Below are 25,066 nucleotides of genomic sequence, written 5' to 3'. Positions count from 1 at the left end.
CCTTACCGGCCGGTCACATCGTGGTCAGCCCTGTCTCGCTTTTCGGTACCGGCCCCCGCGGCGGGGGGGGGGGGGGGGGGGGGGGGGCCCCCCCCCCCCCCCCCCCCCCCCCCCCCGCCACACGGCATCTCCGCAGAGCCGTGAAAATCATTGTCCGGTTGTCGGAACGCGGTGATAGAGAATCCCTGTGACGACGACTCTTGCGTTCCCCGCTCTGCTGCGACTGATCGACGAACGGTCGCGCGCCTTCCGCGCCGCGGTGGCCTCCGCGCCCAGCCTCGACGCGCAGGTGCCGACCTGCCCCGAGTGGACGCTGTTCGATCTGGCGCGGCACATCGGCGAGGGGCGCCGCGACTGGGCCGCCACCGTCGCCGCGGGGCCCGCCCCGGCCAAGTCCGCGGCGGAGGACACCCCGGCCATGCCTCGGAAGCGCGAGGCTCTGGTGTCCTGGCTGGCGGAGTCCACGGAGCAACTGCTGGACGAGCTGCGGGAGGCCGGGCCGGATCGCGGCTGCTGGACGTGGTGGGCCGCGTCCCAGTCGCCGGAGACCTGTGGGGCCGTCGCCCGGCACCAGCTCCAGCAGATGGCGGTGCACACCTACGACGCCCAGATCACCGTGGGTGCCCCGGAGCCGCTGCCGGTCGAGGTGGCACTCGACGGTGTCGAGGAGTTCCTGTTCACCTGCGTCGCGACGACGAGTGCCTGGCCGCACAAGCCCACCGCCTTCGACTTCCACGCCACCGAGGGCCACTCCTGGCGCCTCACGGTCGACGGCGGCGGCGCACGTTCGACCCGTATCTCCGCACCCGGCACGACGCTCGCCGCCACTGCCGACGAGCACCCGAACCCGGCCGGCGTCTCCGTTCACGGCACGGCCAATGAGCTGGTTCTCTTCGTGTACGACCGAATCCCGGCCGACTCCCTGCAGTTGGAGGGAGACGCAGGTCTGTTCGACCTGCTCCGCGACTGGGAGCCGGAGGAGTAGGCCTCACTGGCCTACGCCCACCTCCGTGGAACGCGTGCGGCGGGACCTCCACCAGTCCCAGACCGTGTGGCCGACCAGGGCGACCGCGACGGCGACGGCCGTGAACCGAACGGTGGTCCAGGTGCCCAGAACGACCTGGCTCGGCCCGTGCGACTCCATCTCCAGGCGCATGGACGTCTCATAAAAGGCCGTCAGGGGAATCAGCAGCCGGAAGAACAGGCCGCCGATGCCCGGCACCCGCGCGAGGTTGCCCAGGAGCCCGAGGGGTGCTCCGAGGAAGAACGCCAGCACACCCCAGAGGGCAATTCCGGAGGATCCCGCACCTGAGGAATCCAGTCCCCCCATGGAGGCCATGCTTCCCTTGATCAGGTAGTAGGTCACGACACCGACAGTCAGCCCCAGAGGCGCGAGAACAAGCGATTCGATTCTGGACCGTCGGAAATAGCCCACCAGAAACGCGTAACAGGCCCACGGCCACCCGCCGGTGAAAACGGCACCCACGGCCGCACCCGGACGGCCGGCCCAGTGCTCAGCTGTGGGCCCTATCAGGCCGAGCAGCAAGCCAATCCCGAGTGGCGCGGCAAACGACGCGACCCGGGCACCCCAAAATTTCACTCTCTCGCCTTCCGGCCCCAATGCGCCCTTACTCCTGGCCCAATACGTCCTTACTCCGGGCTCGAGTGCGCCCGGAGTAAGGACGCGATCAAGGGAGGTCAACCCTCATCGCGGCTGACGCATTTATGCATTGTCGTAATATGCGTAGCAGGTCCATGCCGCGCCCTGTGTGGAGTTGGCGTAGGAGGTAGCACCCTTCGCCACCCAGCCGCTCGAATGGTCGACGTTCTGGACCCTGACCGTCGTCTTGTGCTTCACGTCCGCGATGTAGTTCGAATAGCACTTCTTGCCGGCCGACACCAGGTCGTACCCATAGCACCACTTGCCATGAGTCACGTTCTCGCAGGTGTTGCCTCTCAGCTGGACGGCCGAATCCTTGATTTCCAGCTTTACCACGCCCCACTCGGAGGGGTCGCCCAGCTCCGCCGGCGGGTTGACGCCGTCACCCCTCTTGTGGATGACGGGCTGCCCGGTTATGAGGCCGTCGTCGGCCTCGACCACGGCATTGCCGGTACCGGTTCCGCTCTGAGAGCTGTAGGCCGTCGCCGGAGCGGCAAAGCCGGAAACCGCAAGCACGGCGCCCGAAAGGCCGAAGAGCATTAACTTCCCGAAATTCTTCACGTTGCCCCTTCATCGTTCCCCGTTATCGAGGGCTCCAAGGGATCTTCCATGAGGGGCTCTTTGGCGGTCAAGGCTTGGCCGATTTACGGCCCCGACACGACCTGAAACCAATTGGTGCGGAGCCAGTTCGTCAGGGTGGCGAAGTCGGTGTCGGTCAGGCCCCGGGACGAGGGGACGCGGTGCAGCAGGTGGGGGCTCTCGTACTGCGCGGCCACCCAGAGGTGGTCCATGGCGCCGATCTCGTCGTCGATCCAGATGAACGGGCGGCCTCCGGCCCATTCGAGGATCGGGCGGGTCTTCCAGTGCAGCCCCCGCGGGCCCGCCTCGGTGGTCTCGGGCCACTCCACCACCGGCAGTCGGGGCAGTCCGATCCGGGGGCCGACGGATTCGTTCGCCTCCTCCATCCACGTCGTGGCCCACACCAGCTCGCATCCCAGTGCCAGCAGACGGGGGCCCACACTCGGGTCGAGCCGCCCCGGAAGGGGGTTTCCCTTGTTGTTCTCCGGGAGGGGGTGAATGGCGGGTGGTTGGTGTCCGGGCACTGGTTTCTGCGCTGTCGGGGACGGCGGGTGCCGTCCCCGACAGCGCAGTCAATCGGGCGGTCGGGTCCTGGTCAATCGGTCGATCGGTCGGTTGGCCGGTCGGTCGGTAAGGCGGTCGGTCGGTAGAGGGGGCGGTCAGTCCGTCAGGCGGAGGGCCGTTCGGGCGGTCGGGCCGTGCCAGCCCGCCGCGGTCCGCCAGACGACGTGTACGCCGAAGGACTCCCGGATCGCGTCGGGTGCCCAGTCCTCCGTGGGCGGCTCGGACAGGATCAGGTACCGGGTGTCCGCGGTGCGTGTCTCCACCCGGTCGAGTTCCAGGAGGCGGGCCGCTCCCGCACGCAACTGGGCGTAGCCGGAGCGGTCGGCGCCGAGCACCTCGTAGCGGGCGAAGCCGTCCGGGCCCTCCAGGGTCGCGTCGGAGACCCGGGAGTCCGAGGGCCGCAGCCCCGCCCGCAGGAGCGCGGCCTTCAGTTCGTAGCGCACGGCCTCGTGCGTGTTGCAGTCCCGGTCGGCCTGTGCCTCGACGTCCAGCCGCCGCGCGAGCGCGTCGCTCCACGCCGTCCCTCCCTCGGACGGGGCGGGCTCGATTTCCAGGAGGGCGGCAGTGTTCATGGGGTCGGTGTCCTTCTGTTCGGGTGTGCTGCGCGACTCGGTGGGTGGGAGCGTGATCGTGCCGGGGGGTGCCGCGTCCGCTTCGGGTTCCGCGTCCGCTTCGGGTGCCGCGTCCGCTTCGGGTGCCGCTTCCGTTTCGGGTTCCGCCGCGGCCGGCGTTCCGGGCTCGGCCCCGATCTCGGTCTGCGGCTCGGTCTGCGGCTCGGTCTGCGATGCGGGCCGGGGAAGCAGCGCGGGCTGGGGCTGCGGCTGCGGTGCGGCCTCGGGCGTGGGGGCCGTCTCGGGTGGCGTCCCCGTTTCCGGGCCGGTGTGGAGCCGGTGGCGGAGTTCGTCCCGGGCCCGGTCCAGGGCGTCGGTCCAGTGGCGGAACACCGGGTCGTCCGTCAGGGCGGCCCGCAGGCCGGGAGCGTCCGAGGCGATCGCCTGCCGCGTGCGCTGGGCGAGGTCCGCCAGATCGCTCAGCCGGTCGCGGTCGGCGGACCCCAGCAGACGCCAGACGCTCAGCCAGTCGACCCGGTCCCGTCGCAGGCAGCGGGCGGCCATCCCCTTCAGTTCGGAGAGCAGGGCCGTCGCCTCCGGCGGGGGCGGGCCGTCACCGCTCGCGATGTCCCGCAGGACGCCGAGTGCGGCCTCGTAACGGGGAGCCATCCGGGAGGAGACGGGCCGGCGGCCGAAGTCGCCGGCCGAGACCAGGCTCAACTGGCCTTCGTTCCGGGACACCCAGCCGCCCAACCGGGAGCCGGTGGCCGGGGTGGGCTCGCCGTGCCGCGGGACGAGGAGGACGGTTCGCTCGGTCGCGGGCGCGAGGACCTTCACCTTGAGGTGGGAACCCGGGCCGGGTCCGAGCACCCGCACCTCGACGGGCGTGCCGACGGGCAGGTCGTCGCCGGTGGAGTCGTGGGCCGCCGAAGCGTCGGGGGCGGCGCCGGCTGCCCGCGTGCCGTTCACCGGCCGCGTCGTGGTGGGCGTCAAGTAGGCGTACGCGGACGTGACCTCGCCGTTCGTGTCGTCGTCCGGCGTGCCGAGCTCCGGCGGCAGCGGGGTGGTGTGGAGGACCGTCAGCGTCTGGGTGCTGCGGGACAGGGCGACGTACAACTGGCGCAGCCCGGCGGGACCCGGTTCGGCCATGGCCGTCGGCTCCAGCACCAGGACGTGGTCGAACTCCATGCCCTTGGCCTGTCCCGCGGGGAGTACGGACACGGTCCGCAGGGTCTCCTCGGTCATGCCGTCCACGAGGTCGACGCGGCGCCGGACCTCCTCCAGCCAGTCGGAGCCGTCGGGAACGATGACCGCGATCGACCGCGGGGTGCGGCCGTCGTTCGTGCCCGCGAGGAGTGCCGTACGGGTCGCCGCGTCGTCCAGCAGTTCCCAGGGAGTCGTGGGGACGAGGCGTACGGCCCCGTCGCCGGCCCTTCGTACGGCCGTCGGGTAGGGCAGGGAGGGGGCGATGGCCCGGGCCAGGGGCGCCACGAACTCCATGATCTCCGCGGGGACGCGGTAGCTGGTGTTCAGTTCGGCCACCCGCCAGTCGCCCCGCGCGGACAGGATGCCGCCCAGCTGTTTCCAACTGGTGTAGGAATGCGGTCCGGTGGCCTGGGCCAGATCGCCGAGCACCGTCATCGAGCCGGTCGGACACCGTCTGCGCAGCGACCTCGCCTGCATCGGGGTGAGATCCTGCGCCTCGTCGACCACGATGTGCCGGTAGCGCCGTGGACTCTCGCCCGCGATGAGGAAGCGAAGCTCCTCCAGGCACACCAAGTCGTCGATCGTCCAAGGCTCTTCGGCGGCGCTGTCGGCCTTCTGCCGTTGCAGGCAGGCCTGTTCGTCCTGATCGAGGATGCCTTCGGCGCACTCGCGCAGCCGGGTGGGCGAGTTGAGCAGGCCGCGCAGCGCCTCCTCGGGGCTGAGCGCGGGCCAGATCCGGTCCGTGAGGGTGGTGACCTGCCGGTTGCGCTCCAGGTCGCGGCGCACGGTCGCGTCCCTGCCGCGCTGCGGGGCGATGCCCGCGAGTTCGCCGAGCAGCCGGTCCACCAGCAGGGTGCGGAACCGGTCCCGGCGCGCACGGTAGCCCTCGGTTCCCTCACGGGCTTCCTGGAGGAGCCCGAGCACCTCCGAGCGCGGAAGACGCAGGGAGGTGCCGCCCACGACAACGACGAAGGCCGGTTCGTCCCGGGCGTGGGAGGGGGCGGAGACGACGGCGTCGAGCGCCTCGGGCCGGCACTCGCCCTCCACCCGCCTGCGCAGCACGGCCGCCATCCGTTCGTCGGACTTCACCAGCCGTGCGGCGGGGGAGTCCGAGCCCCTGACCTCTCCCTCCCAGAGGCGGGCGAGCTGCACGGCGGTGACGTTCCGGGTGCCGAGGGTCGGCAGTACGCGCCCCACGTACTCCAGGAAGTTCTGGTGCGGGCCCACGACCAGGATGTCCTGCGCGCGGAAGTGGTCGTTGTTGACGAGCCAGGTCACCCGGTGCAGTCCGACCGCGGACTTGCCGGTGCCGGGGCCGCCCTGGATGACGAGGATGTCCGTGGGGGAGCCGGTGACCAGCGCCATCTGGTCGCGTCGGATCGTCTCGACGATGTCGCGCATCCGGCCGCTGCGGGAGCGGCGCAGTTCCCGCAGCAGGAACTCGTCGACCGGCTGCGGCTTCTGGCGGCGCCGGCCGGCGGGCTGCCGCTGCAACGGGATCAGGCGTGGCCGGGCGTGGCGGCCCCCGGCGGGCGGGGCGGGGATGCCGTCCGCCTCTTCCGGGGAGTCCTCGTCGTCGAAGGCGTCAGGGGTGTCCGGGACTCCGGAGGGCTCCAGGTCCTCGTGAGCTCCGTGAGCTCCGTGAGCTCCGCGTGCTCCGCGTGCTCCGCCGGTTCCGGGGGTGCCGGGTGTTCCGGGGGTGCCGGGAAGGTCCAGGGCCTCCGGTGGCGCGGGTTCGTCGGTGAAAGCGGGCGGCAGGGCGCCCTCCTGCCCCGGCTCCGGCGGGCCGGGGTGCGGGTCCGCGGACGGGGTGATCTCGTCCAGGAAGTCCTCGACCAGGCGCCCGGAGCAGCGCAACTGGCGCCTCAGGAGGACGTCGCCCGGCGTCTCCGGCCGGGCGTTGTACCAGCTCACGGCTATCGGGTTGGTCCAGGAGACCACCACCTGATCGCGGGTCTCGGTGTCGAAGACGTGGCGTCGTCCGATGTAGAACGTCTCCGGTTCGGCGTCGTCCGTCTCCTGGACGTCGACACGGCTGATGACCAGGGCCTCGCCCCCGAGACCGCCGTACTCCTCCGCCGCGCTCTCCGCCTTCTCGCGGACCGCGACGCCGTCCTTGGCGTTCGCGGAGGCCGTCGCCGTGGACGGCGAGGTCATCTCCGCGAGTCTGGCCTCGTAGCAGTCGTAGGCGCGGTCGACGGCCTTCTGCTCGATGGCGATGACCGCGTCCCGTGGTGTCGTGCTCACGTGTATCCCCTCCTGGCGACGCCACTCGCGCCGCCGCGGGCCAGGGCCCGCCTCCCCTGTCTCAGAGGTAGCAGAGTTCGCCGGTCAGGCCACGGTCAATCGCACAACAGCACCACAATCGAGCGGATTTCGGTCCGAACCGAGCGGATCCGGTCCACGGGGGCCATGACCGGTCTCCTCGCACCGTGTGCGCGGGGGACCCGGATCCTGTACACGGGCGACTCGCAGCGCATGCGCGGGCGACCCGCACCAGGTGCGCAGGCGACCTGCGTACGGAACGACGGAGGGGCCCCGTCGTGGTGACGGGGCCCCTCCGTGACGTACGTACGTGATCAGCCGCACTGGCAGGGATTGCCGGACTGGCAGCCGCAGCCGCAGCCCGATCCGCAGCCGCAGGCGCCGAACAGGGGGAGGTTCTTGATCTCGGCGGGCTGTTGGGTGTCGCGGTCCTGGGTCGGGTCGGGCGTGCTGGGGGATTCGGCCATGGGTCCCTCCTTCAGGCACGAAGGCGTCCGGCGCACACCGCGCCGCACGGCTCCTGTCGCCCATCTCATGCCCGGCCCGGCGGGCGCATCAACGGCGCACTGAGGCGTCTCACGCGCCCGGGGCGCGAATCGCGCGCGGGGCGGGCCGGCGGCCGGTGCACCGTCCGGGCCCGCCCGGCGACGGGCCCTACGCGCCCTCGACCCCCGTGACCGGCTGGATGTCGGCCTGGAGCTCGTCGGCGTGCTCGCCGGTGACCAGGTACACGACGCGCTTGGCGACCGACACGGCGTGGTCGGCGAAGCGCTCGTAGTAGCGGCCGAGGAGGGTGACGTCGACGGCGGTCTCGATGCCGTGCTTCCACTTGTCGTCCAGCAGGTGCTGGAAGAGCGTGCGGTGCAGGAGGTCCATCTCGTCGTCGTCCTGCTCGAGCTGCATCGCCAGGTCGACGTCCTTGGTGATGATGACCTCGGCGGCCTTGGCCATCAGGCGCTGGGCGAGCTGGCCCATCTCCAGGATCGTGGCGTGCAGGTCGTGCGGGATCGCGCGGTCGGGGAAGCGCAGCCGGGCCAGCTTGGCCACGTGCTGGGCCAGGTCGCCGGAGCGCTCCAGGTCGGCCGACATCCGCAGCGAGGTGACGACGATCCGCAGATCCGTCGCCACCGGCTGCTGCCGGGCCAGCAGGGCTATCGCGCGGGCCTCCAGCTCGTGCTGGAGATCGTCGACCTTCTGGTCGGCGGCGATCACGCTCTCGGCCAGCTTCAGATCGGAGTCGAGGATGGCCGTGGTGGCGCGCCCGATCGCCGACCCGACGAGCCGGGCCATCTCGACCAGGCCGTCGCCGATCGAGTCAAGTTCCTCGTGATACGCGTCACGCATGTGGTCGTCCCTCTCGTACGTCAGCTTCCGGGGTCCGGGGTCCGGGACCCTGCGGCTCCGGCGGCCGGCCGGCCGCCGGAAGGACCCTGGAACCCCACGCTCCCACGTTCGGGCCCGTACGCGTCCGTTTCCGGCATCTCAAGTGAATCAGTACTGGCTCCTGGGTGAACTCTGGGCGACGAGTGTTCGAGCCGGCCCACGGATGGCTGTGGCCAGGAGCGACGGCATGCCTAACCTGGGTGCATGGACGTGAACGCGGCGGTCGCCGCAGCGGCAGCGATCGCCGGAGTACTCACCGGTGTCATCGCCATGCTGGCGTTCCGCTGGAGCGAGCGCGACCAGAAACGCCCGACCCGCACCTCTCTGCACACGGACGCCGTGCTTCCGCCCGGCGTCGACACCGTGCTGTCCGTGCTCAGGTCGTCCGCGGTCGTACTCGACGAGGCGGACGCCGTGGTCAAGGCCAGCTCGGCGGCGTACGCCCTCGGTCTGGTGCGCGGCGGCAAACTGGCCGTCGAACCGATGCTCCACATGGCGCGTGACACCCGTCGTGACGGGGAGATACGTCAGGTGGAGCTGGACCTGCCGAGAAGGGGCACGGGACGGGGAGAGGCCCTCGCCGTCTCGGCCAGAGTGGCTCCCCTCGGATCCCGGCTCGTCCTCCTTCTCGTGGAGGACCTGACGGAGGCGCGCCGCATCGAAGCGGTGCGGCGGGACTTCGTCGCGAACGTGAGCCATGAACTGAAGACCCCCGTCGGAGCGCTCTCCCTGCTCTCCGAGGCCGTCATGGACGCGTCGGACGACCCGGAGGCCGTCGAGCGCTTCGCCGGACGCATGCAGATAGAGGCCACCCGGCTCACCAACCTCGTGCAGGAGCTCATCGACCTGTCGAGGGTGCAGAACGACGATCCCCTCGAGGACGCCGAGCCGGTCCGGGTCGACGAACTGGTCGCCGAGGCGATCGACCGCTGCCGCCACCAGGCGGGCACGAAGCAGATCACCATGGCCGCGGGCGGCACCGCCGACCTGAGCCTGTGGGGAAACCGGGGCCAGCTCGCCGCGGCCCTCGGCAACCTCGTGGAGAACGCCGTCAACTACTCACCCGCCCGTACCCGCGTCGGGATAGCCGCCCGCCGGGTGACGGCACCCGGTGGGGAGCACATCGAGATCGCCGTCACCGACCAGGGCATCGGCATCTCGGACAAGGACAAGGAGCGCATCTTCGAGCGCTTCTACCGGGTCGATCCCGCCCGCTCCCGTGCCACCGGCGGTACGGGCCTCGGGCTGGCGATCGTCAAACACGTGGCCGCCTCGCACGGCGGGGAGGTCACGGTGTGGAGCTCCGAGGGTCAGGGCTCCACGTTCACCCTGCGGCTGCCGGAGGCGAGTGCGGCCCGCGACCGCGTGACCGATCACCCCATGCCCGGACTCGACGAAGAGGACGAGACCGGGCAGCCCGACGGGACGACCACCGTCACATCCCCGTACGAACCGCTTCCTGCCCCGGAGGTCCTTCCGTGACCCGTGTGCTCGTCGTCGAGGACGAGGAGTCGTTCTCCGACGCCCTGTCGTACATGCTTCGCAAGGAGGGCTTCGAGGTCGCCATCGCGACCACCGGGCCCGACGGTCTTGACGAGTTCGAGCGCAACGGCGCCGACCTCGTCCTGCTCGACCTGATGCTGCCGGGGCTGCCCGGCACGGAGGTCTGCCGCCAGCTGCGCGGCCGCTCCAACGTTCCGGTGATCATGGTCACCGCCAAGGACAGCGAGATCGACAAGGTGGTCGGACTCGAAATAGGAGCCGACGACTACGTCACCAAGCCCTTCTCCTCCCGTGAGCTGGTCGCCCGTATCCGGGCCGTCCTGCGCCGCCGCGGGGAGCCGGAGGAGGTCGCCCCGGCCGCCCTGGAGGCCGGTCCCGTCCGGATGGACGTCGACCGTCACGTGGTCACCGTCTCCGGCGGCAAGGTCGACCTTCCGCTGAAGGAGTTCGACCTCCTGGAGATGCTGCTGCGCAACGCGGGCCGCGTGCTGACCCGGATGCAGCTCATCGACCGGGTCTGGGGCGCCGACTACGTCGGTGACACCAAGACCCTCGACGTCCACGTCAAGCGTCTGCGCGCGAAGATCGAACCGGACCCGGGTGCGCCGCGCTACCTGGTGACCGTCCGCGGTCTCGGCTACAAGTTCGAGCCGTAGACCTCGGCTACAAGTTCGATCCGTAGACCGGCCTCGTCCGCCGGCCGTCGGCTGCGGGACACGGCAGTACGCCGAAGGGCGGGACCCCCGGAGAGGGGTCCCGCCCTTCGGCGTACTGGACTGCGGTGCGCGCGTACGGCCGGGCGGTGCGCACCGGCGGCGTACGGGGCCGGGGTCGGCCTACGGCCGGCGCGCGTCCGGTGTCACTGGCCGGCGGACGCCGACGCGGTGGCCGTGGCGCTCGACGACGCGGTCGTGCCGGCCGCGCCCTCGGAGGCGGAGGCCGAGGCGGACGGGGAGCCCGATGCCGACTCGGACGGCGAGGCGGCCGGGGCCGAGGAGGTGGCCGGCGCCGACGGGATGTCGCTCGGGCCCCAGCCGGAGAAGTAGCTCTCGGCCGGGACGACGAAGGCGCTCAGGCTCACGTCACCGGTCTCGCTGAAGGCGAAGGTCACCTTCTGGACGCTGCCGTTCAGGACGGTCTCGGAGGGGCTGGACAGCACCGCGGAGGCGTTGCCCTTGCCGCCGAGGACGACCGAGCCACCGGCCGGGACGGTCAGCTTGCTCTTGCCGTCGGCGGCCTTGATCTGGGCGGTGCCCTCGCCCGCGACGTTGATCGAGTCCACGGTCTGCGCGGTGGTGCCGTTGTTGTACAGCGTCGCGGAGACCACGGCCGGGCCGGTGGCCTTCACGTCGGGCTGGGTGATCACGAGGGCGTTCTGGACCTTGATCACGCCCACGGAGGTGGCCGCGTTGTCCGGCTTGATCTCGGACGTCTGGGCGTCGGTGCCGGCACCGCACGCGGCGAGCGAGGCGATCGAGAAGGCGATGACGGCGGCGGCGAGAGAGCCGCGTCGAAGGCTGCTGCTCACGGCGGCGGCAACTCCTTGAACGTGGGCGAAGCAGGACGACCTCTGTGTAAAGCCGTCCTAAGGGTCTGTCAGCGGGCTTAGGTTACCGATCCGTTCCCGTCCGACCGCACCCGACCCTCCCCAAGGCCCCGACTTTGCTCACCCGAAGGAAACAACGGCCCGGTCGGGGAGGCCGTCGCGGTGCCGGTTCCGGCCGGTGGGTGGGTCGGGGCCGTGCCGGTGCATCAGCCCGTCGCCGTTGGGCAGAGAAGTGACCGTTAGTGGCGACGGGCATCGATGTACCGGCACGGCCCCTCGCGTCCGTGGCCGACTGCGGGTGCGTGGGGGTTGGGGGTGGTGGCGGTGGTGGGGGTCGTGGCGGGGCGGGGCGTGGGCAGGTCGGGGTTCGGGGGCGGGGTGTGGGCAGGGTCGGGGTTCACGGGCCGGGTGTGGGCGGGGTGCGGGGGTGGGCTTCTGTGCGACCCGTGTGCGCCCCTGGCCGTCGTTCGACACGCCGTGCTCCGGTGGTGTGCCTGCCGTTTTGTCGTGCGCCGGTCCGCCATTCACATAAGTTCCGCAGACTTAGGCTTGCGCATTTCGTGGAATGAATGTCCGGCCCCCGGGAAAAGGATCACGGTGTCATCGGGCACCGATGAGTGCGTGATCATCGAGTGTCTTGATCAATTCCGGATTCGTCTCGTACTCGGCTCCGTCCGTCGAACGGAGTAGCGGAAGTAGCGCTCTTGGAGCAGGACAAAACGGGATGTTCGGACCCTGGCGGCGGGCTCCGGGTGTGTGTAACGTGCGCGTTTCACTCCGCCTGGACAGCCGCTCCCACCTGCGAATACCCTCTTCCGCTCGCCCCTCGCAGCACGTTCCTGTTGCGGTTGTCAAGCCCCGAGATATGCCCTGACCTGCGAAAACGCCATTCAGAAGACGCCGTTTCCGTGTTACTCTGGATAGCCACGGAAGGGGTACCTGTCACATGACGTTCAAGGTTGGCGACACCGTGGTCTATCCCCATCACGGGGCCGCGCTGATCGAGGCCATCGAAACTCGCCAGATCAAAGGCGTGGACAAGACCTACTTGGTGCTGAAGGTCGCCCAGGGTGACCTGACGGTACGTGTGCCAGCGGACAATGCGGAGTTCGTCGGCGTGCGTGATGTGGTCGGTCAGGACGGGCTGGACCGGGTCTTCGAGGTGCTGCGTGCGCCGTACGCCGAGGAGCCCACGAACTGGTCGCGTCGCTACAAGGCAAATCTGGAGAAGCTCGCCTCCGGCGATGTCATCAAGGTCGCGGAAGTCGTGCGTGACCTGTGGCGTCGCGAGCGCGAGCGCGGACTCTCCGCAGGTGAGAAGCGCATGCTCGCCAAGGCGCGCCAGATCCTGGTGAGCGAGCTCGCCCTCGCGGAGAACACCAACGAGGACAAGGCCGAGGCCCTGCTCGACGAGGTTCTCGCGTCCTGACGCCGGCTCAGTCGCCGAGACGCGAGCCGTCTTGACGCACGCCCAAGCCCGCGCAGCAGCGCAATGAAATGCCGCGGTGCCCGATGACGCAATTACCGTATTGCTGTCGCCGGGCGCTGCGGCATGTTCGTACCCGCACCCATTCGGTAAACCGGCCGTTCACCCGGCATCGGCTTTCCCGCGGTATACCGGCGTGTCCGATACTCGGGATGCCGATCCGGGCAGTCGACTTGACCGGATGTCACGGAAGGGTCCGGTCAAGTCGTCGCGCCCGGCGTTCCCCCAGCTCCCCGAGCAGGGGGTACCCCCAGGCCATACCCATCCCGGTCGAGCACACAAACCTGACAGGAACCGATGTCTGACGTTTCGCTCCCATCGCCGCCGGAGGCCCGTACCGCCGCCGTGATCCCGGCCGCCGGACGAGGTGTGCGCCTCGGTCCGGGCGCCCCCAAGGCGCTCCGCGCGCTGAACGGCACGCCCATGCTCATCCACGCGGTGCGCGCGATGGCCGCCTCGCGTGCCGTCTCGCTGGTCGTCGTCGTGGCTCCGCCGGACGGCACCGCCGAGGTCAAGACGCTGCTCGACGCGCACGCGCTGCCCGAGCGAACCGACTTCCTCGTCGTCCCGGGCGGTGACAGCCGCCAGGAGTCCGTGAAGTACGGGCTCGACGCGCTCCCGCCCGGCATCGACATCGTCCTGGTGCACGACGCGGCCCGGCCGCTCGTCCCCGTCGACACCGTGGACGCCGTCATCGAGGCCGTACGGGACGGCTCTCCCGCCGTCGTACCGGCGCTGCCGCTCGCCGACACCGTCAAGGAGGTCGAGCCCGCGGCCGTCGCCGGGGAGAGCGAACCGGTCGTGGCGACCCCGGAGCGGGCCCGGCTGCGTGCCGTGCAGACGCCCCAGGGCTTCGACCGCGCGACGCTGCTGCGGGCCCACGAGACCGTCACCGACGACGTGACCGACGACGCGAGCATGGTCGAGCAGCTGGGCGTGCCGGTCGTGGTGGTGCCGGGCCACGAGGAGGCGTTCAAGGTGACGCGCCCGCTGGACCTGGTGCTGGCGGAGGCGGTTCTCGCGCGGCGGAGGCTCAACGATGGGTTCTGAGACACCGGGGACGACGGGGGACGGGACGCCGGAGCGGGCGGCCGGCCACGGGTCCGGACCGGGGCCGGTCCAGGGCCTGGTGCTCCCGCTCGTCGGGATCGGCACCGACATCCACGCCTTCGAGGAAGGGCGGGAGCTGTGGTGCGCCGGCCTGAAGTGGGAGGGGGAGGGGCCCGGGCTCGCCGGGCACTCCGACGCCGACGTCGTCGCGCACGCCGCCTGCAACGCGCTCTTCTCGGCGGCGGGCCTCGGTGACCTCGGGGCCCACTTCGGCACCGGGCGCCCGGAGTGGTCCGGGGCGGCGGGCGTCGTCCTGCTGGCGGAGGCGGCGCGGATCGTCCGCGAGGCCGGCTTCGTCGTCGGCAACGTCGCGGTCCAGGTCGTCGGACCCCGCCCGAAGATCGGCAAGCGCCGGGACGAGGCCCAGAAGATCCTCTCCGACGCGGTCGGGGCACCGGTGTCGGTGTCGGGCGCCACGACGGACGGCCTCGGCTTCCCGGGCCGCGACGAGGGCCTGATGGCGGTCGCCACGGCCCTGGTCGTACGGGCGGGCTGAGCGAGCCGAGCGGACGGGGAGCACCGCTGTCTGGACGGTGGGGAGCGTCGGCTGTTCGGAGTAATGGTGACCGGCGATCCTGAGTGGCCGTGCCCGGCGTTCCGGCGCGCCAGGGTTGCCGTCCGGCCGTCGGTCGAAGGGGTCTTCGGGGGCGGCGGGGACGCCCGGCCGGGTGCTCCGGTGACCCCGGTGGTCCCCCGGCGCTCCCCCGTACACCCCCCGGCTCCCCCGTTTGTCACGAATACGTGGCCATGCTGGGGGAAGGGGGGCAGGGCACTGCCCGGGGCCTACTACCCTGGAGTGGTGACTATTCGCCTGTACGACACCAGCGCCCGGCAGATCCGTGACTTCACCCCGCTCGTGCCGGGTTGCGTCTCGATCTACCTCTGTGGCGCGACCGTGCAGGCCGCCCCGCACATCGGGCACATCCGCTCGGGCCTGAACTTCGACATCATGCGCCGCTGGTTCGCGTACCGCGGCTACGACGTGACGTTCATCAGGAACGTCACGGACATCGACGACAAGATCATCGCCAAGTCGGCCGCCCAGGGCCGCCCCTGGTGGTCCATCGGCTACGAGAACGAGCGTGCCTTCAACGAGGGCTACGACGTGCTCGGCTGCCTGCCGCCCACGTACGAGCCGCGTGCCACCGGTCATGTCCCCGAGATGATCGAGATGATGCGCGGTCTCATCGAGCGCGGTCACGCGTACGAGGCCGACGGGAACGTCTACTTCGACGTGCGGTCGTTCGAGGGCTATCTCGAACTCTCCAACCAGGAGCTCGACAACCTGCTCCAGCCGTCGGGCGAGGGCGAGACCGGCAAGCGCGACCCGCGCGACTTCGCCATGTGGAAGGCCGTGAAGCCGGGCGAGCCGAGCTGGGAGACGCCCTGGGGCCCAGGCCGTCCGGGCTGGCACCTGGAGTGCTCGGCCATGGCCCACAAGTACCTGGGCAGCGCCTTCGACATCCACGGCGGCGGGATCGACCTGATCTTCCCGCACCACGAGAACGAGATCGCGCAGGCCAAGGCCTTCGGGGACGAGTTCGCGAAGTACTGGGTGCACAACGCCTGGGTCACGCTCAGCGGCGAGAAGATGTCGAAGTCCCTCGGGAACTCGGTCCTCGTCTCCGAGATGACCAAGGTGTGGCGTCCCATCGTGCTGCGCTACTACCTGGGCACCCCGCACTACCGCTCGATGATCGAGTACAGCGAAGGCGCCCTGCGTGACGCCGAGTCGGCGTTCGCGCGCATCGAGGGCTTCGTGCAGCGGGTCGTCGAGAAGGCGGGCGGAGTCGTCGAGCCGGCCGCCGAGGTGCCGCCCGCGTTCGCCGAGGCGATGGACGACGACCTGGGCGTCCCCCAGGCGCTGGCCATCGTGCACACGACGGTCCGCCAGGGGAACTCCGCGCTGGCCGCCGACGACAAGGAAGCCGCGGTGGCCCGCCTCGCCGAGGTACGGGCCATGCTCGGCGTCCTCGGACTCGACCCGCTCGACCCGCACTGGGCCGAGGAGGGCGACCGCGGCGACGATCTGCACGGCGTCGTCGACACCCTCGTCCACCTGGTTCTCGACCAGCGCGAGGGTGCCCGCGCCCGCAAGGACTGGGCCGCCGCGGACGCCATCCGCGACCAGCTCAACCAGTCCGGTCTGGTCATCGAGGACAGCCCGCAGGGACCGCGCTGGACCCTCGGACCGCGCTGACGGCCCGCTCCGGCGCCCCGGCCGACCCCCCGGTCGGCCTTGATCGATTGTGCCGCCCGGACCTCCGGGCGGCACACTGCATATACGTACGTACGCACGTCTCACACAGACAGGTAGGTCATGGCTGCTAACAACCGCCGCATGTCCGGCAAGAAGGGCGCGCAGGTCGGCAGTGGCGGCCAGCGGCGCCGGGGCCTGGAGGGCAAGGGTCCGACCCCGCCCGCCGAGATGCGCAAGGGCCACAAGAAGAACCGCATCGCGGGCGCCAAGGCGAAGCAGGCCGTCCGCCGCCCCGCGCCCCGGGGCCGCGGCGGCAAGGGCACGTCCGAGATGGTCGTCGGCCGCAACCCCGTCGTCGAGGCGCTGCGCGAGGGCGTCCCCGCGACGACGCTCTACGTCCAGCAGTTCATCGACAACGACGAGCGGGTCCGCGAGGCGCTCCAGCTCGTCAGCGACCGCGGCGGCATCCACCTGATGGAGGCCCCGCGCCCCGAGCTCGACCGCATGACCAACGGGCTCAACCACCAGGGTCTCGTCCTCCAGGTCCCGCCGTACGAGTACGCGCACCCCGAGGACCTCGCCGCCGCCGCGTACGACCAGGGCGAGGACCCGCTGATCGTCGCCCTGGACGGCGTGACCGACCCGCGCAACCTCGGCGCGGTCGTCCGTTCCGCCTCCGCCTTCGGCGGCCACGGCGTGGTCGTGCCCGAGCGGCGCGCGGCCGGCATGACCGCCGGTGCCTGGAAGACGTCGGCCGGTGCCGCCGCCCGTACGCCCGTCGCGCGTGCCGCCAACCTGACGCGCGCGCTGGAGGCCTACAAGAAGGCCGGCCTCGTTGTGGTCGGCCTGGCCGCGGACGGCGAGGCCGAGGTCGGTGACCTGGAGGCGCTGGGCGGACCCGTCGTCATCGTCGTCGGCAGCGAGGGCAAGGGCCTGTCCCGGCTCGTCGGCGAGACCTGCGACTTCCGGGTGCGGATCCCGATGCCCGGTGGCGCGGAGTCGCTGAACGCCGGTGTGGCGGCGGGAGTTGTGCTGTACGAGGCGGCGCGCCGCCGCGCCTGAACGGGCGTCCCGGCACTCACCCCCGCGGGGTGATCGGGGTGTTCTGAACGATCTTGACGCGGTCCGGACAGTTCCGCGTGGTCAAAGCAGTGTCCTAACCACACGTCACTCGGTTAGATGAGTGTGGACACCAGAACACCCCGCACACCCACGGGGGACCGCTCGTCGGCATTCGACGACGTTCCCGCGCTGAGCATGGTGAAGGTGCCGAGCGATCCGGCGCAGGTCATCGTCAACCATGCGAGCTTCCGCGTCCAGTTGGCGGGTGCGTCACGGGGCCAGTCCCCGCGCATCGCGCGGCACTCGGGCTCTCCCGGCGCCGGCGCGCCGGGCCGAGCGGGCGGGGCCGGTCCGGCCGGCGGGGCCCGCCGCCGTGCGCCCGTCGTCTGGAGCGGGAAGTCCGCGCCGGACGACACCGGCGCCCACCGCCTGCTCCAGGCCGTACGGAGCGCGGGCGTGCCCCACGGCTCCACCGGGCCGGCGGCCGACGCCGGTTCGACGCAGGTCATCCCGCGCATCGGTGAACAGCCCGGCTACGCGGGCGATCTGACCGTCGACACGGTCGAGACGCCCCTCGTCGGCAGCCAGCGCTCCCCCCTCGGTGACGAGCAGCGGCTGCTTCCCCAGATGCGCAGCGTGGACAGCGCCTACGACGAACCGCGGTACGGCGGACCGCCCTACGGCGAACACGCGTACACGGACGGCGACTTCGGGGACGACGACGGCTTCGAGGACGACGACCGCTTCGAGGAGGCGGCGCGCGAGACGCCCGTCAGGCGGCGCGGCTCCGACACGGTCCGGCACGCCTATCACCCCGGGCGCCGGATGAACCTCGGTGTCGTGCTGCTTCCGCTGCGCGTCTTCCTCGGGTTCATCTCCGTCTACGCCGGCATGGGCAAGCTCTGCGACCCCGTCTACTTCGACGGCGGCAAGCGCGGCTCCATGGTGAAGTGGCTCAACACGCTGCACCCGTGGGAAGTCGCCGAGCCGCTGCGGCAGTTCGCGCTCCAGCACCCCATCGGCTCCGGACTCGTCATCGCCTTCTTCCAGGTCATCGTCGGCGTCCTGACCGTCCTCGGGCTGTGGCAGCGGGTGGCGGCCGTGGTCGGCGCGATGCTGTCGGCGGCGCTCATCGTCACCGTGAGCTGGAAGACGGTGCCCGTGTACGACACGCCGGACATCATCTACCTCGCCGCCTGGTCCCCGCTGATCATCGCGGGCGCCCCGGTCTACTCGGCCGACGGACGGCTGTCCAGCGAGGCATGGCGGACGCTCGGACCGCGCGCCGACATCTGGGACCTGCGGGCCCGTGTGCTGCGGCGGGGCGCGCTGCTCGCGGCCGTCGTCGTCGGACTGACCCTGCTCATCGGTTCGCTCCTCGGCGGTGCCGTCCGTGACTCCAGCCGGATCGTGGTTCCGGGTCCCGGCGAGGCCCCGCGCAACGAACTGCCCGGCTCCCCGCTCCCCGAGACGCCCGGCGAGCGGCACCGCAAGGCCACCCCCTCGGCCTCCGAGCCGCCCACCCGGAGCAGCTCCGCGACCCCGTCGCAGACGGCCGGTACGCCGGGCGCGACCCAGGAGACCGATCCGGTCGGCGGCGGGCAGCAGCCCAGCCAGACCCAGGGCGGCGGCCAGGCTCCACCCCAGCAGTCCACGCCGGTGGACCGGGCCCCGAGCACCAGCGCGGGTCCCTCCAGCAGCGGCGGTTCGGCGACCGGCGGCAGCGGTGGCACCGGCGGCGGTGGCACGGGCACCGGGAGCGGCACCTCCACCGGCGGGAGCTCGTCCACGGGCCAGCCGGGCCTGGTGGGCGGCCTGCTGGGCTGACGCCCCACCGACGCTCGACGGTCCGCCCGGGAGGGCGCGACGACGGCAGGGCCCCGCACATTCCGTGTGCGGGGCCCTGCCGTCGTGCTGCCGTGCCGGGCGGGCGCGCCGTGGGCCCGGGGCCGTGGGTGGCTCTCGTGGGCACACGAGCCCCGTGGGCCGGTCGAGGTTCCGTGGGACCGGTCAACGCGTGGGCCGGTCATGGCTCCGTGGGCCCGTCAAGGCTCCGTGGAACCCGTGGAACCCTGCTCCGCGCGGTGTCGTCCCGCGGGGTCGTGCGGTGGTCCCTAGCGGCCCAGGGCGGCCAGTTCCTTCGCCGCCTCCGTGAGGTCCTTGGCGGTGTCGATGGCACGCCAGTAGGCGCCCTGCGGGATCGGGAAGCCGGACAGCCGGCGCTCGCGGGCCAGGCGCGGGAACGTGGTGCGCTCGTGGTCGCCGCGCTCGGGGAGCATGTCGGTGAACTCGGGCGAGAAGACGTAGACGCCCGCGTTGATCTCGAACGTGGAGGGCGGGGCCTCGATGAAGTCGGTGATGTGACCGAAGCCGTCCGTCTTGACGGCGCCCCACGGGATGCGCGGGCGGGCCAGCGCGAGGGTGGCGACGGCGTCGCGCTCGGTGTGGAAGTCCGCCATGTCGCGCAGCGAGAAACGGGTCCAGATGTCACCGTTCGTCGCGTACCAGGGCCGGTCGGGGTGCGGCAGGTGGGCGGCGGCGTACTTGAGGCCGCCACCGCGGCCGAGGGGTTCCGTCTCGACTACCGTCGTGACGGCGAGCGGGAGGTCGGCCGAGTCCAGCCACTTCTGGAGGACGTCGGCGAGGTGACCGCAGGAGACGACGACGTCGGTGACGCCCTCCTCGGCGAGCCAGGTGAGCTGGTGGCCGATGATCGGTGTCCCGGTGCCGGGAATCTCGACCATCGGCTTGGGCCGGTCGTCGGTGTAGGGACGCAGCCGGGAACCCTGGCCGCCGGCCAGGACGACGGCTTGCACGGGGCGCAACGCGGCGTTCGGATCGGTCATGTTCGAACTGTACGTGGCGCCCCGTACGCGCTTTCCCGCGGCAACCGTTCCTTAACAGGCTGTTACCGGCCGGTGCTGATCCGGTGCGTGGTGACCTGTGCGTACTAGAAATGGCCGGCCGCGACCCCCGAGGCGAACGCCGTGTCGCACACGGGCCGGGCGAAGGACTGGGCGCGCGTCGGCCCGTACGCGCGGACCGCGGCGCGGCCGAGGGTGCGGGCGATGGAGACGCAGTGCTTCGCGAGCGAGGGACGGCCGTTCACCGCCTGCTGGAGGTGGGTGAGGGCCACGCCCGGGTTCTTCTCCTGGAGTTCCAGGAGCAGCTTGTCGCGCAGGACGTCCTGCGGGGCGCGGGAGACGGCTCGCGTCGAGACCTCCTCGGAGGACGCGGTGAGCACCGAGCTCGAGGGGTTCCCCGACCAGTTGACTTGGGTGACCGCGAGAGTCCCGGAGAGCACCAGGACGACAGGCAGAACGAGGGCGAGGGTCCGGCCGATCTGACGGGCGGGGCCACGGCCACGCCGGGGCCGCTGGTTAGTGGTGGAGTGCTTCACGCGAGTGAGGGTAGCGCGGGGTGATGATTTGGCGACATTTAGTCACCGGTTCGGGGGACGGGGAAGTTGGTTTTTGTGGGTAGCGGGTTGACGAGCGGCTACGGTACGAGGGTCGAAATGCCCGGTCTGCCGGGGTATTGGTCGACAACGAAGAGGGCCCCGCGGTCGGCCGCGGGGCCCTCTTCGTCAACTTGGGTGAATTCAACCCTTCCGGGGGTGAGTTCTCCCGCCCGGATGACGCGGACGTCAGTCGGACAGGCGCTCGCCCGTCGAGGTGGAGAACACGTGGATCTCGCCCGGACGCGGCACGACGTGCAGCGTGGCGCCCTTGTCCGGGACGGCACGGCCGCTGACGCGGACGACGAGGTCCTTGTGCTCGTCGCCGACCTTGGCGGAGCCGTAGACGTAGCCGTCGGCGCCGAGCTCCTCGACGACGTTCACGGAGACGGCGAGACCGGCCGGGGCGTCCTCGGTGTCCTTGGAGAGCGACTTGGCGGCCTCGCCGTTGTGCTCGACGACGTCGAAGTGCTCGGGGCGCACGCCGACGGTGACCGTGCGGTCGCCCTTGTCGGCGGCGGCCTGAAGGGCCTCGCGGCTGACCGGGACGACGCTGTTGCCGAACTTCACACCGCCGTCGGTGATCGGGACCTCGACCAGGTTCATGGCCGGGGAGCCGATGAAGCCGGCGACGAAGAGGTTGGCCGGGCGGTCGTACATGTTGCGCGGCGAGTCGACCTGCTGGAGCAGACCGTCCTTGAGCACGGCCACGCGGTCGCCCATGGTCATGGCCTCGACCTGGTCGTGGGTGACGTACACCGTGGTGATGCCGAGGCGGCGCTGGAGCGAGGCGATCTGCGTACGGGTCGACACGCGGAGCTTGGCGTCGAGGTTCGACAGCGGCTCGTCCATGAGGAAGACCTGGGGCTCGCGCACGATGGCGCGGCCCATGGCGACACGCTGGCGCTGACCGCCGGAGAGCGCCTTCGGCTTGCGGCCGAGGTACTCGGTGAGGTCGAGGATCTTCGCCGCGTCCTCGACCTTCTGGCGGATCTCGGCCTTGTTGACGCCGGCGATCTTGAGCGCGAAGCCCATGTTGTCGGCGACGGTCATGTGCGGGTACAGCGCGTAGTTCTGGAACACCATCGCGATGTCCCGGTCCTTGGGCGGCAGGTGCGTGACGTCGCGGTCGCCGATGCGGATGGCTCCGCCGTTGACGTCCTCGAGCCCCGCGAGCATGCGGAGCGAGGTGGACTTGCCGCAGCCGGACGGACCGACGAGGACGAGGAACTCGCCGTCGGCGATCTCGATGTCCAGGCCGTCGACGGCGGGCTTCTCGGAACCCGGGTAGATCCGGGTCGCCTTGTCGAACGAGACAGTGGCCATGGTGATGGGCCCCCTTCACCGGCAGGAACGTGCCGGACGATCCGTTGTAAAGGTGGTGATCCACTATGGAAACGCCCATAGTGGTGTAGTCCATATGAGTGAACTGGGTCAGGACGCTACCTGGCGTTCATGTGTTCTGTCAGCACCCGGACGCCGATGAAGTTCGCGGAAACTCCCGGCGGCCCCCCGCGGCGACCTGGGTACACTGCACGGGCACGCACGCCCCGGGGCGCGCGGCAGGCCTCCTTAGCTCAGATGGCCAGAGCAACGCACTTGTAATGCGTAGGTCGTCGGTTCGAATCCGACAGGGGGCTCCGGTGAAGGCCAGGTCACGTCGCTCGTGACCTGGCCTTTCGCGTGGCTCGCGGGGGCCTTCGCATGGCCTGGGGGTCTCCGCATGGCCCGGGGGCTTTCGCACGGCTCGTGGGGTGGCGTCTCACTCGGCCGAGGCCGTCTTCAGGAGCTGCTTGACCGCCGTGCGGCAGATTCCGCAGCCCGTCGTCGCCCGTGTCGTGCGGGCGATCGCCGAGACCGTGCGGGCGCCGCCGGCCCAGGATTCCAGGATGCGGGACCTCGGGACGTTGCGGCAGTAGCAGACCGGTGCGTCCTGGCCGGTGTCCGGGCTGTCGGGCGCGAGATCGCCCCGGGGACCGGGGAGCCGGGCGAGCCGGGCGAGCTCGTCGGAGGTCAGGACGCGGTGGTCGCGGCAGGCCTGGGTGAGCACACCGGTGTCCGGGTGGTCGCCGAGGATGGTCGCGCCCAGGATCCGGCCCTGGCTGAGCACGATGCGCTGGTAGCGGCCCGCGTCCTTGTCGACGTCGGTCAGGACCTCGAAGGAACCGTCGGTGGAATCCTGCGGATGGCACGCGCCGATCAGCGTCAGGTCGATGTCGTCGGCCTTGAGGCGGGTCACGGGCACCACCGGCAGGGGGGCGTTCGCGAGGGAGCCGGTGATGGCGTCGGCTGCCGTCTTCGCCTGGGACCAGGCGTCGTCGACCAGGCGCGAGACCCTGCCGGACTGCTCGGTGCAGTCGCCGATCGCGTAGATCGCGGCGTCGCTGGTGCGCATGGACGCGTCGACGACGACACCCTCGCCCACCGTCAGCCCGGCGGCGGCGGCCAGGCCGGTCTCGGGGGTGACCCCGCAGGCCACGATCAGGAGGTCGGCGGGGACGACGGTGCCGTCGGTGAGCTCCACGCCGGTCATCCGCTCCTCGCCGGTCCCGGTGTGGAATCCGGCGCGTACCCGGCCCACCACCGCGCCCCGGCGCACCGCGACGCCGAGTTCCGCCAGCTGGCCGGTCAGGATGTCGGCGGCCTGACGGCTGAGCTGACGGTTCATCACGGTGTCGGTGGGGTGCAGGACCGTCACCCGGACCCCGCGTCCCGCGAGCGCTCGCGCCGCCTCCAGGCCGAGCAGCCCGCCGCCCAGGACCAGCGCCCGGGAGCCGCGGTGCGCGCCCCGCAGGATGCCGTGGCAGTCCTCCAGGGTGCGGAAGCCCACCGCGCCCCGCACGAGCGTGCCGTCGTCCAGCCGCAGTCCGGGGATGCCGGGGATCGTGGACGTGCTGCCCGTGGCCAGGACCAGGCTGTCGTACGGGTGGGTGCCGCCGTCGCCGGTGATCACCTCCCGCCGCTCGCGGTCGATGCGTACGGCGCTCACCCCGGTGTGCACGGTGGCGCCGCGCTGGTCCGCCGGGCGGTCGAAGATCTCGTCCTCGTCGATCTGGCCGGCCAGGACGTCGGTGAGCAGGATGCGGTTGTACGGGGCGCAGCGTTCGGCGCCCAGAACGGTGATGGCGATGGCCGGGTCCCGGCGGCGCAGTTCGCGCACGGCACGCGCGCCCGCCATGCCGTTGCCGATCACGACCACCCGCTTCGGGGTCTTCATCGGGGCTCCATCCATGCCAGGGCCGCGCTGACCAGGGCCCGGACGCCGGTGGCGAGGGTCGGTCGGACGACGGGCGCGAAGTGGGACGAGTGGTTCTGCGGGATGTCCTCGGCGATCCGGCCGGCCAGGAACGCCTTCGTGTACTCCTCGGCGTCGAGGCCGCCGAAGAACCAGAAGACCGCGGGGACCTGGGCGGCCGAGGCGAGGAGGCCGAAGTCCTCGCTGGCGCTGTTGGGTCCCACCGGGATCACCGCGCCCTCGCCGAGGTGCGCCCGGTGTGCGTCGGCGACGCGCTCGGTGGCGGCGGGGTCGTTGACGGTGTTGGGCAGGGAGCACACCGAGGTGATCTCGGCGTCCCTGGGGGCGCCCGCGGCCAGCACCTCCGCCTTGACCAGCCGTTCGACGGTGGCCAGCACGAGGTCCCGGGTCGCGGCCGACGACGTCCGTATGTTGACGGCGAGTTCGGCCTCGTCGGGGATGGTCGCCGCGGTGGTGCCCGCGCGGATCGAGCCCACGGTCACCACGACGGGTTCGCTCGCGGCCACGGTCCGCGAGACCACCGTCTGGAGCCGGGTGACGACCGAGGCGGCCATCACGACCGGGTCCACCGCCGACTCCGGCTTGGAGCCGTGGCCGCCGCGGCCGAAGAGGCGGATCCGGAGGCTGTCGGTGCCGCCCATGACCGTGCCCGGGCAGGTGGCGACGAGCCCGGCGGGCCCCGGGCCGACGTGCTGGCCGAGGATGACCTCGGGCTTGGGGAAGCGTTCGAAGAGGCCGTCCTGGACCATGGCCCGCGCCCCGAAGCCGCTCTCCTCGCCGGGCTGGAAGACCGCGACCACGGTGCCGTGCCAGGTGTCGCGCGCCCCGGCGAGCAGGGCGCACGCGCCGAGCAGGGCGGCCACGTGCATGTCGTGCCCGCAGGCGTGCATGACGGGGACCTTCTCGCCGCTCTCGTCGATGGCGGTCTCCGTGCTCGCGTACGGCAGTCCGGTGCGTTCCTCGACGGGCAGCGCGTCCATGTCCGCGCGGAGCATCACGACCGGGCCCGCGCCGTTGCGCAGCACCCCGACGACTCCGGTGCGGCCGACGCCGGAGGTGACGTCCCAGCCCTGTTCCGTCAGCAGGCCGGCCACGACGGCGGCGGTTCGTTTCTCCTGGAAGGCGAGTTCGGGGTGGGCGTGCAGGTCCCGGTAGACACTCTCCAGGTCCGGCAGCAGGCCGTCCAGACGGTCGAAGAGCACGGACATGGTTCTGGTTCTCCCTTGGATTGACGGCGG

Annotated in this window: 21 protein-coding genes and 1 tRNA gene; 10 read left to right on the top strand and 12 right to left on the bottom strand. The window is 71.3% G+C overall.

All coding sequences use genetic code 11. The features are described 5' to 3' along the window. The first annotated feature begins 187 nt into the window (after positions 1-187). A complete protein-coding gene (locus ACFYYF_RS29200) occupies positions 188-985 on the top strand; it encodes a maleylpyruvate isomerase family mycothiol-dependent enzyme (protein ID WP_388780515.1) in 798 nt (265 codons plus the stop codon). Positions 986-988: 3 nt separating this feature from the next. Here ACFYYF_RS29200 and ACFYYF_RS29195 read toward each other — a convergent pair whose 3' ends face one another. From ACFYYF_RS29195 to phoU, 6 genes are all read right to left on the bottom strand, one after another. Continuing rightward, entirely contained in the window at positions 989-1,366 is a 378-nt protein-coding gene (locus tag ACFYYF_RS29195) for a hypothetical protein (RefSeq protein ID WP_388780514.1), read from the bottom strand. Positions 1,367-1,723: 357 nt separating this feature from the next. Beyond that, positions 1,724-2,221 carry a lactococcin 972 family bacteriocin gene (locus ACFYYF_RS29190; RefSeq protein ID WP_388780513.1) on the bottom strand — a complete coding sequence of 166 codons (498 nt, stop codon included), beginning with the start codon at positions 2,219-2,221 and terminating at the stop codon, positions 1,724-1,726. Positions 2,222-2,304: 83 nt separating this feature from the next. Beyond that, positions 2,305-2,763 (bottom strand): hypothetical protein, encoded by a 459-nt coding sequence (locus tag ACFYYF_RS29185; RefSeq protein WP_388780512.1) that lies wholly within the window; start codon positions 2,761-2,763, stop codon positions 2,305-2,307. A 135-nt stretch (positions 2,764-2,898) separates the two neighbouring features. Further along, positions 2,899-6,807: an ATP-binding domain-containing protein gene (locus ACFYYF_RS29180; RefSeq protein WP_388780511.1), complete on the bottom strand. Its 3,909-nt coding sequence runs from the start codon at positions 6,805-6,807 to the stop codon at positions 2,899-2,901. 332 nt (positions 6,808-7,139) lie between these two features. Further along, complete coding sequence (locus tag ACFYYF_RS29175) at positions 7,140-7,292, bottom strand: hypothetical protein (protein WP_328451008.1); 153 nt, start codon at positions 7,290-7,292, stop codon at positions 7,140-7,142. Between the two features lie 187 nt (positions 7,293-7,479). Further along, positions 7,480-8,169, bottom strand: a complete 690-nt coding sequence (gene phoU, locus ACFYYF_RS29170) for a phosphate signaling complex protein PhoU (protein ID WP_361678927.1) — start codon at positions 8,167-8,169, stop codon at positions 7,480-7,482. A 243-nt stretch (positions 8,170-8,412) separates the two neighbouring features. Between phoU and ACFYYF_RS29165 the strand changes: the two genes are divergently transcribed. Next, positions 8,413-9,690 (top strand): ATP-binding protein, encoded by a 1,278-nt coding sequence (locus tag ACFYYF_RS29165; protein ID WP_361678925.1) that lies wholly within the window; start codon positions 8,413-8,415, stop codon positions 9,688-9,690. After that, a complete protein-coding gene (locus ACFYYF_RS29160; protein WP_037622332.1) occupies positions 9,687-10,367 on the top strand; it encodes a response regulator transcription factor in 681 nt (226 codons plus the stop codon). Before ACFYYF_RS29165 ends, ACFYYF_RS29160 begins: the two co-directional genes overlap by 4 nt. A 203-nt stretch (positions 10,368-10,570) precedes the next feature. Here ACFYYF_RS29160 and ACFYYF_RS29155 read toward each other — a convergent pair whose 3' ends face one another. Then, positions 10,571-11,239 carry a DUF461 domain-containing protein gene (locus ACFYYF_RS29155; protein WP_388780510.1) on the bottom strand — a complete coding sequence of 223 codons (669 nt, stop codon included), beginning with the start codon at positions 11,237-11,239 and terminating at the stop codon, positions 10,571-10,573. 964 nt (positions 11,240-12,203) lie between these two features. Here ACFYYF_RS29155 and ACFYYF_RS29150 point away from each other — a divergent pair. From ACFYYF_RS29150 to ACFYYF_RS29125, 6 genes are all read left to right on the top strand, one after another. After that, entirely contained in the window at positions 12,204-12,686 is a 483-nt protein-coding gene (locus ACFYYF_RS29150; RefSeq protein WP_003953493.1) for a CarD family transcriptional regulator, read from the top strand. A 354-nt stretch (positions 12,687-13,040) separates the two neighbouring features. Then, entirely contained in the window at positions 13,041-13,793 is a 753-nt protein-coding gene (gene ispD, locus ACFYYF_RS29145) for a 2-C-methyl-D-erythritol 4-phosphate cytidylyltransferase (RefSeq protein ID WP_361678918.1), read from the top strand. Next, the gene (ispF, locus tag ACFYYF_RS29140; protein WP_388780509.1) at positions 13,783-14,349 is read left to right on the top strand and encodes a 2-C-methyl-D-erythritol 2,4-cyclodiphosphate synthase; all 567 of its coding nucleotides are present in this window, start codon (positions 13,783-13,785) and stop codon (positions 14,347-14,349) included. The genes ispD and ispF overlap by 11 nt, the downstream gene beginning before the upstream one ends. A gap of 303 nt (positions 14,350-14,652) precedes the next feature. Next, the gene (gene cysS, locus ACFYYF_RS29135) at positions 14,653-16,053 is read left to right on the top strand and encodes a cysteine--tRNA ligase (protein WP_388780508.1); all 1,401 of its coding nucleotides are present in this window, start codon (positions 14,653-14,655) and stop codon (positions 16,051-16,053) included. Positions 16,054-16,173: 120 nt separating this feature from the next. After that, the gene (gene rlmB / locus ACFYYF_RS29130; RefSeq protein WP_365489619.1) at positions 16,174-17,115 is read left to right on the top strand and encodes a 23S rRNA (guanosine(2251)-2'-O)-methyltransferase RlmB; all 942 of its coding nucleotides are present in this window, start codon (positions 16,174-16,176) and stop codon (positions 17,113-17,115) included. A 117-nt stretch (positions 17,116-17,232) separates the two neighbouring features. Continuing rightward, positions 17,233-18,942: a DoxX family protein gene (locus ACFYYF_RS29125; RefSeq protein WP_361678906.1), complete on the top strand. Its 1,710-nt coding sequence runs from the start codon at positions 17,233-17,235 to the stop codon at positions 18,940-18,942. Positions 18,943-19,229: 287 nt separating this feature from the next. Here ACFYYF_RS29125 and ACFYYF_RS29120 read toward each other — a convergent pair whose 3' ends face one another. From ACFYYF_RS29120 to ACFYYF_RS29110, 3 genes are all read right to left on the bottom strand, one after another. Next, positions 19,230-19,961 carry a nucleotidyltransferase family protein gene (locus ACFYYF_RS29120; protein ID WP_361678903.1) on the bottom strand — a complete coding sequence of 244 codons (732 nt, stop codon included), beginning with the start codon at positions 19,959-19,961 and terminating at the stop codon, positions 19,230-19,232. A 104-nt stretch (positions 19,962-20,065) separates the two neighbouring features. After that, positions 20,066-20,515: a hypothetical protein gene (locus ACFYYF_RS29115; RefSeq protein ID WP_361678900.1), complete on the bottom strand. Its 450-nt coding sequence runs from the start codon at positions 20,513-20,515 to the stop codon at positions 20,066-20,068. A gap of 246 nt (positions 20,516-20,761) precedes the next feature. Beyond that, positions 20,762-21,898: a sn-glycerol-3-phosphate ABC transporter ATP-binding protein UgpC gene (locus ACFYYF_RS29110; RefSeq protein ID WP_361678897.1), complete on the bottom strand. Its 1,137-nt coding sequence runs from the start codon at positions 21,896-21,898 to the stop codon at positions 20,762-20,764. Positions 21,899-22,138: 240 nt separating this feature from the next. Between ACFYYF_RS29110 and ACFYYF_RS29105 the strand changes: the two genes are divergently transcribed. Then, positions 22,139-22,212, top strand: a tRNA-Thr gene (locus ACFYYF_RS29105). Positions 22,213-22,334: 122 nt separating this feature from the next. Here the strand turns inward: ACFYYF_RS29105 and ACFYYF_RS29100 are convergent. After that, positions 22,335-23,789, bottom strand: coding sequence for an FAD-dependent oxidoreductase (locus tag ACFYYF_RS29100; RefSeq protein ID WP_388780507.1), 1,455 nt, complete (start codon positions 23,787-23,789; stop codon positions 22,335-22,337). Further along, on the bottom strand, positions 23,786-25,036 hold the full coding sequence (locus ACFYYF_RS29095; RefSeq protein WP_388780506.1) for an amidohydrolase: 1,251 nt from the start codon (positions 25,034-25,036) through the stop codon (positions 23,786-23,788). The genes ACFYYF_RS29100 and ACFYYF_RS29095 overlap by 4 nt, the downstream gene beginning before the upstream one ends. Positions 25,037-25,066: the final 30 nt, after the last annotated feature.

It is taken from the genome of Streptomyces sp. NPDC001914, from assembly GCF_042891215.1.
Classification (GTDB): domain Bacteria; phylum Actinomycetota; class Actinomycetes; order Streptomycetales; family Streptomycetaceae; genus Streptomyces.
Note: the sequence above shows the minus strand (reverse complement) of the source record. Positions and strands in the feature narration are given on the sequence as shown.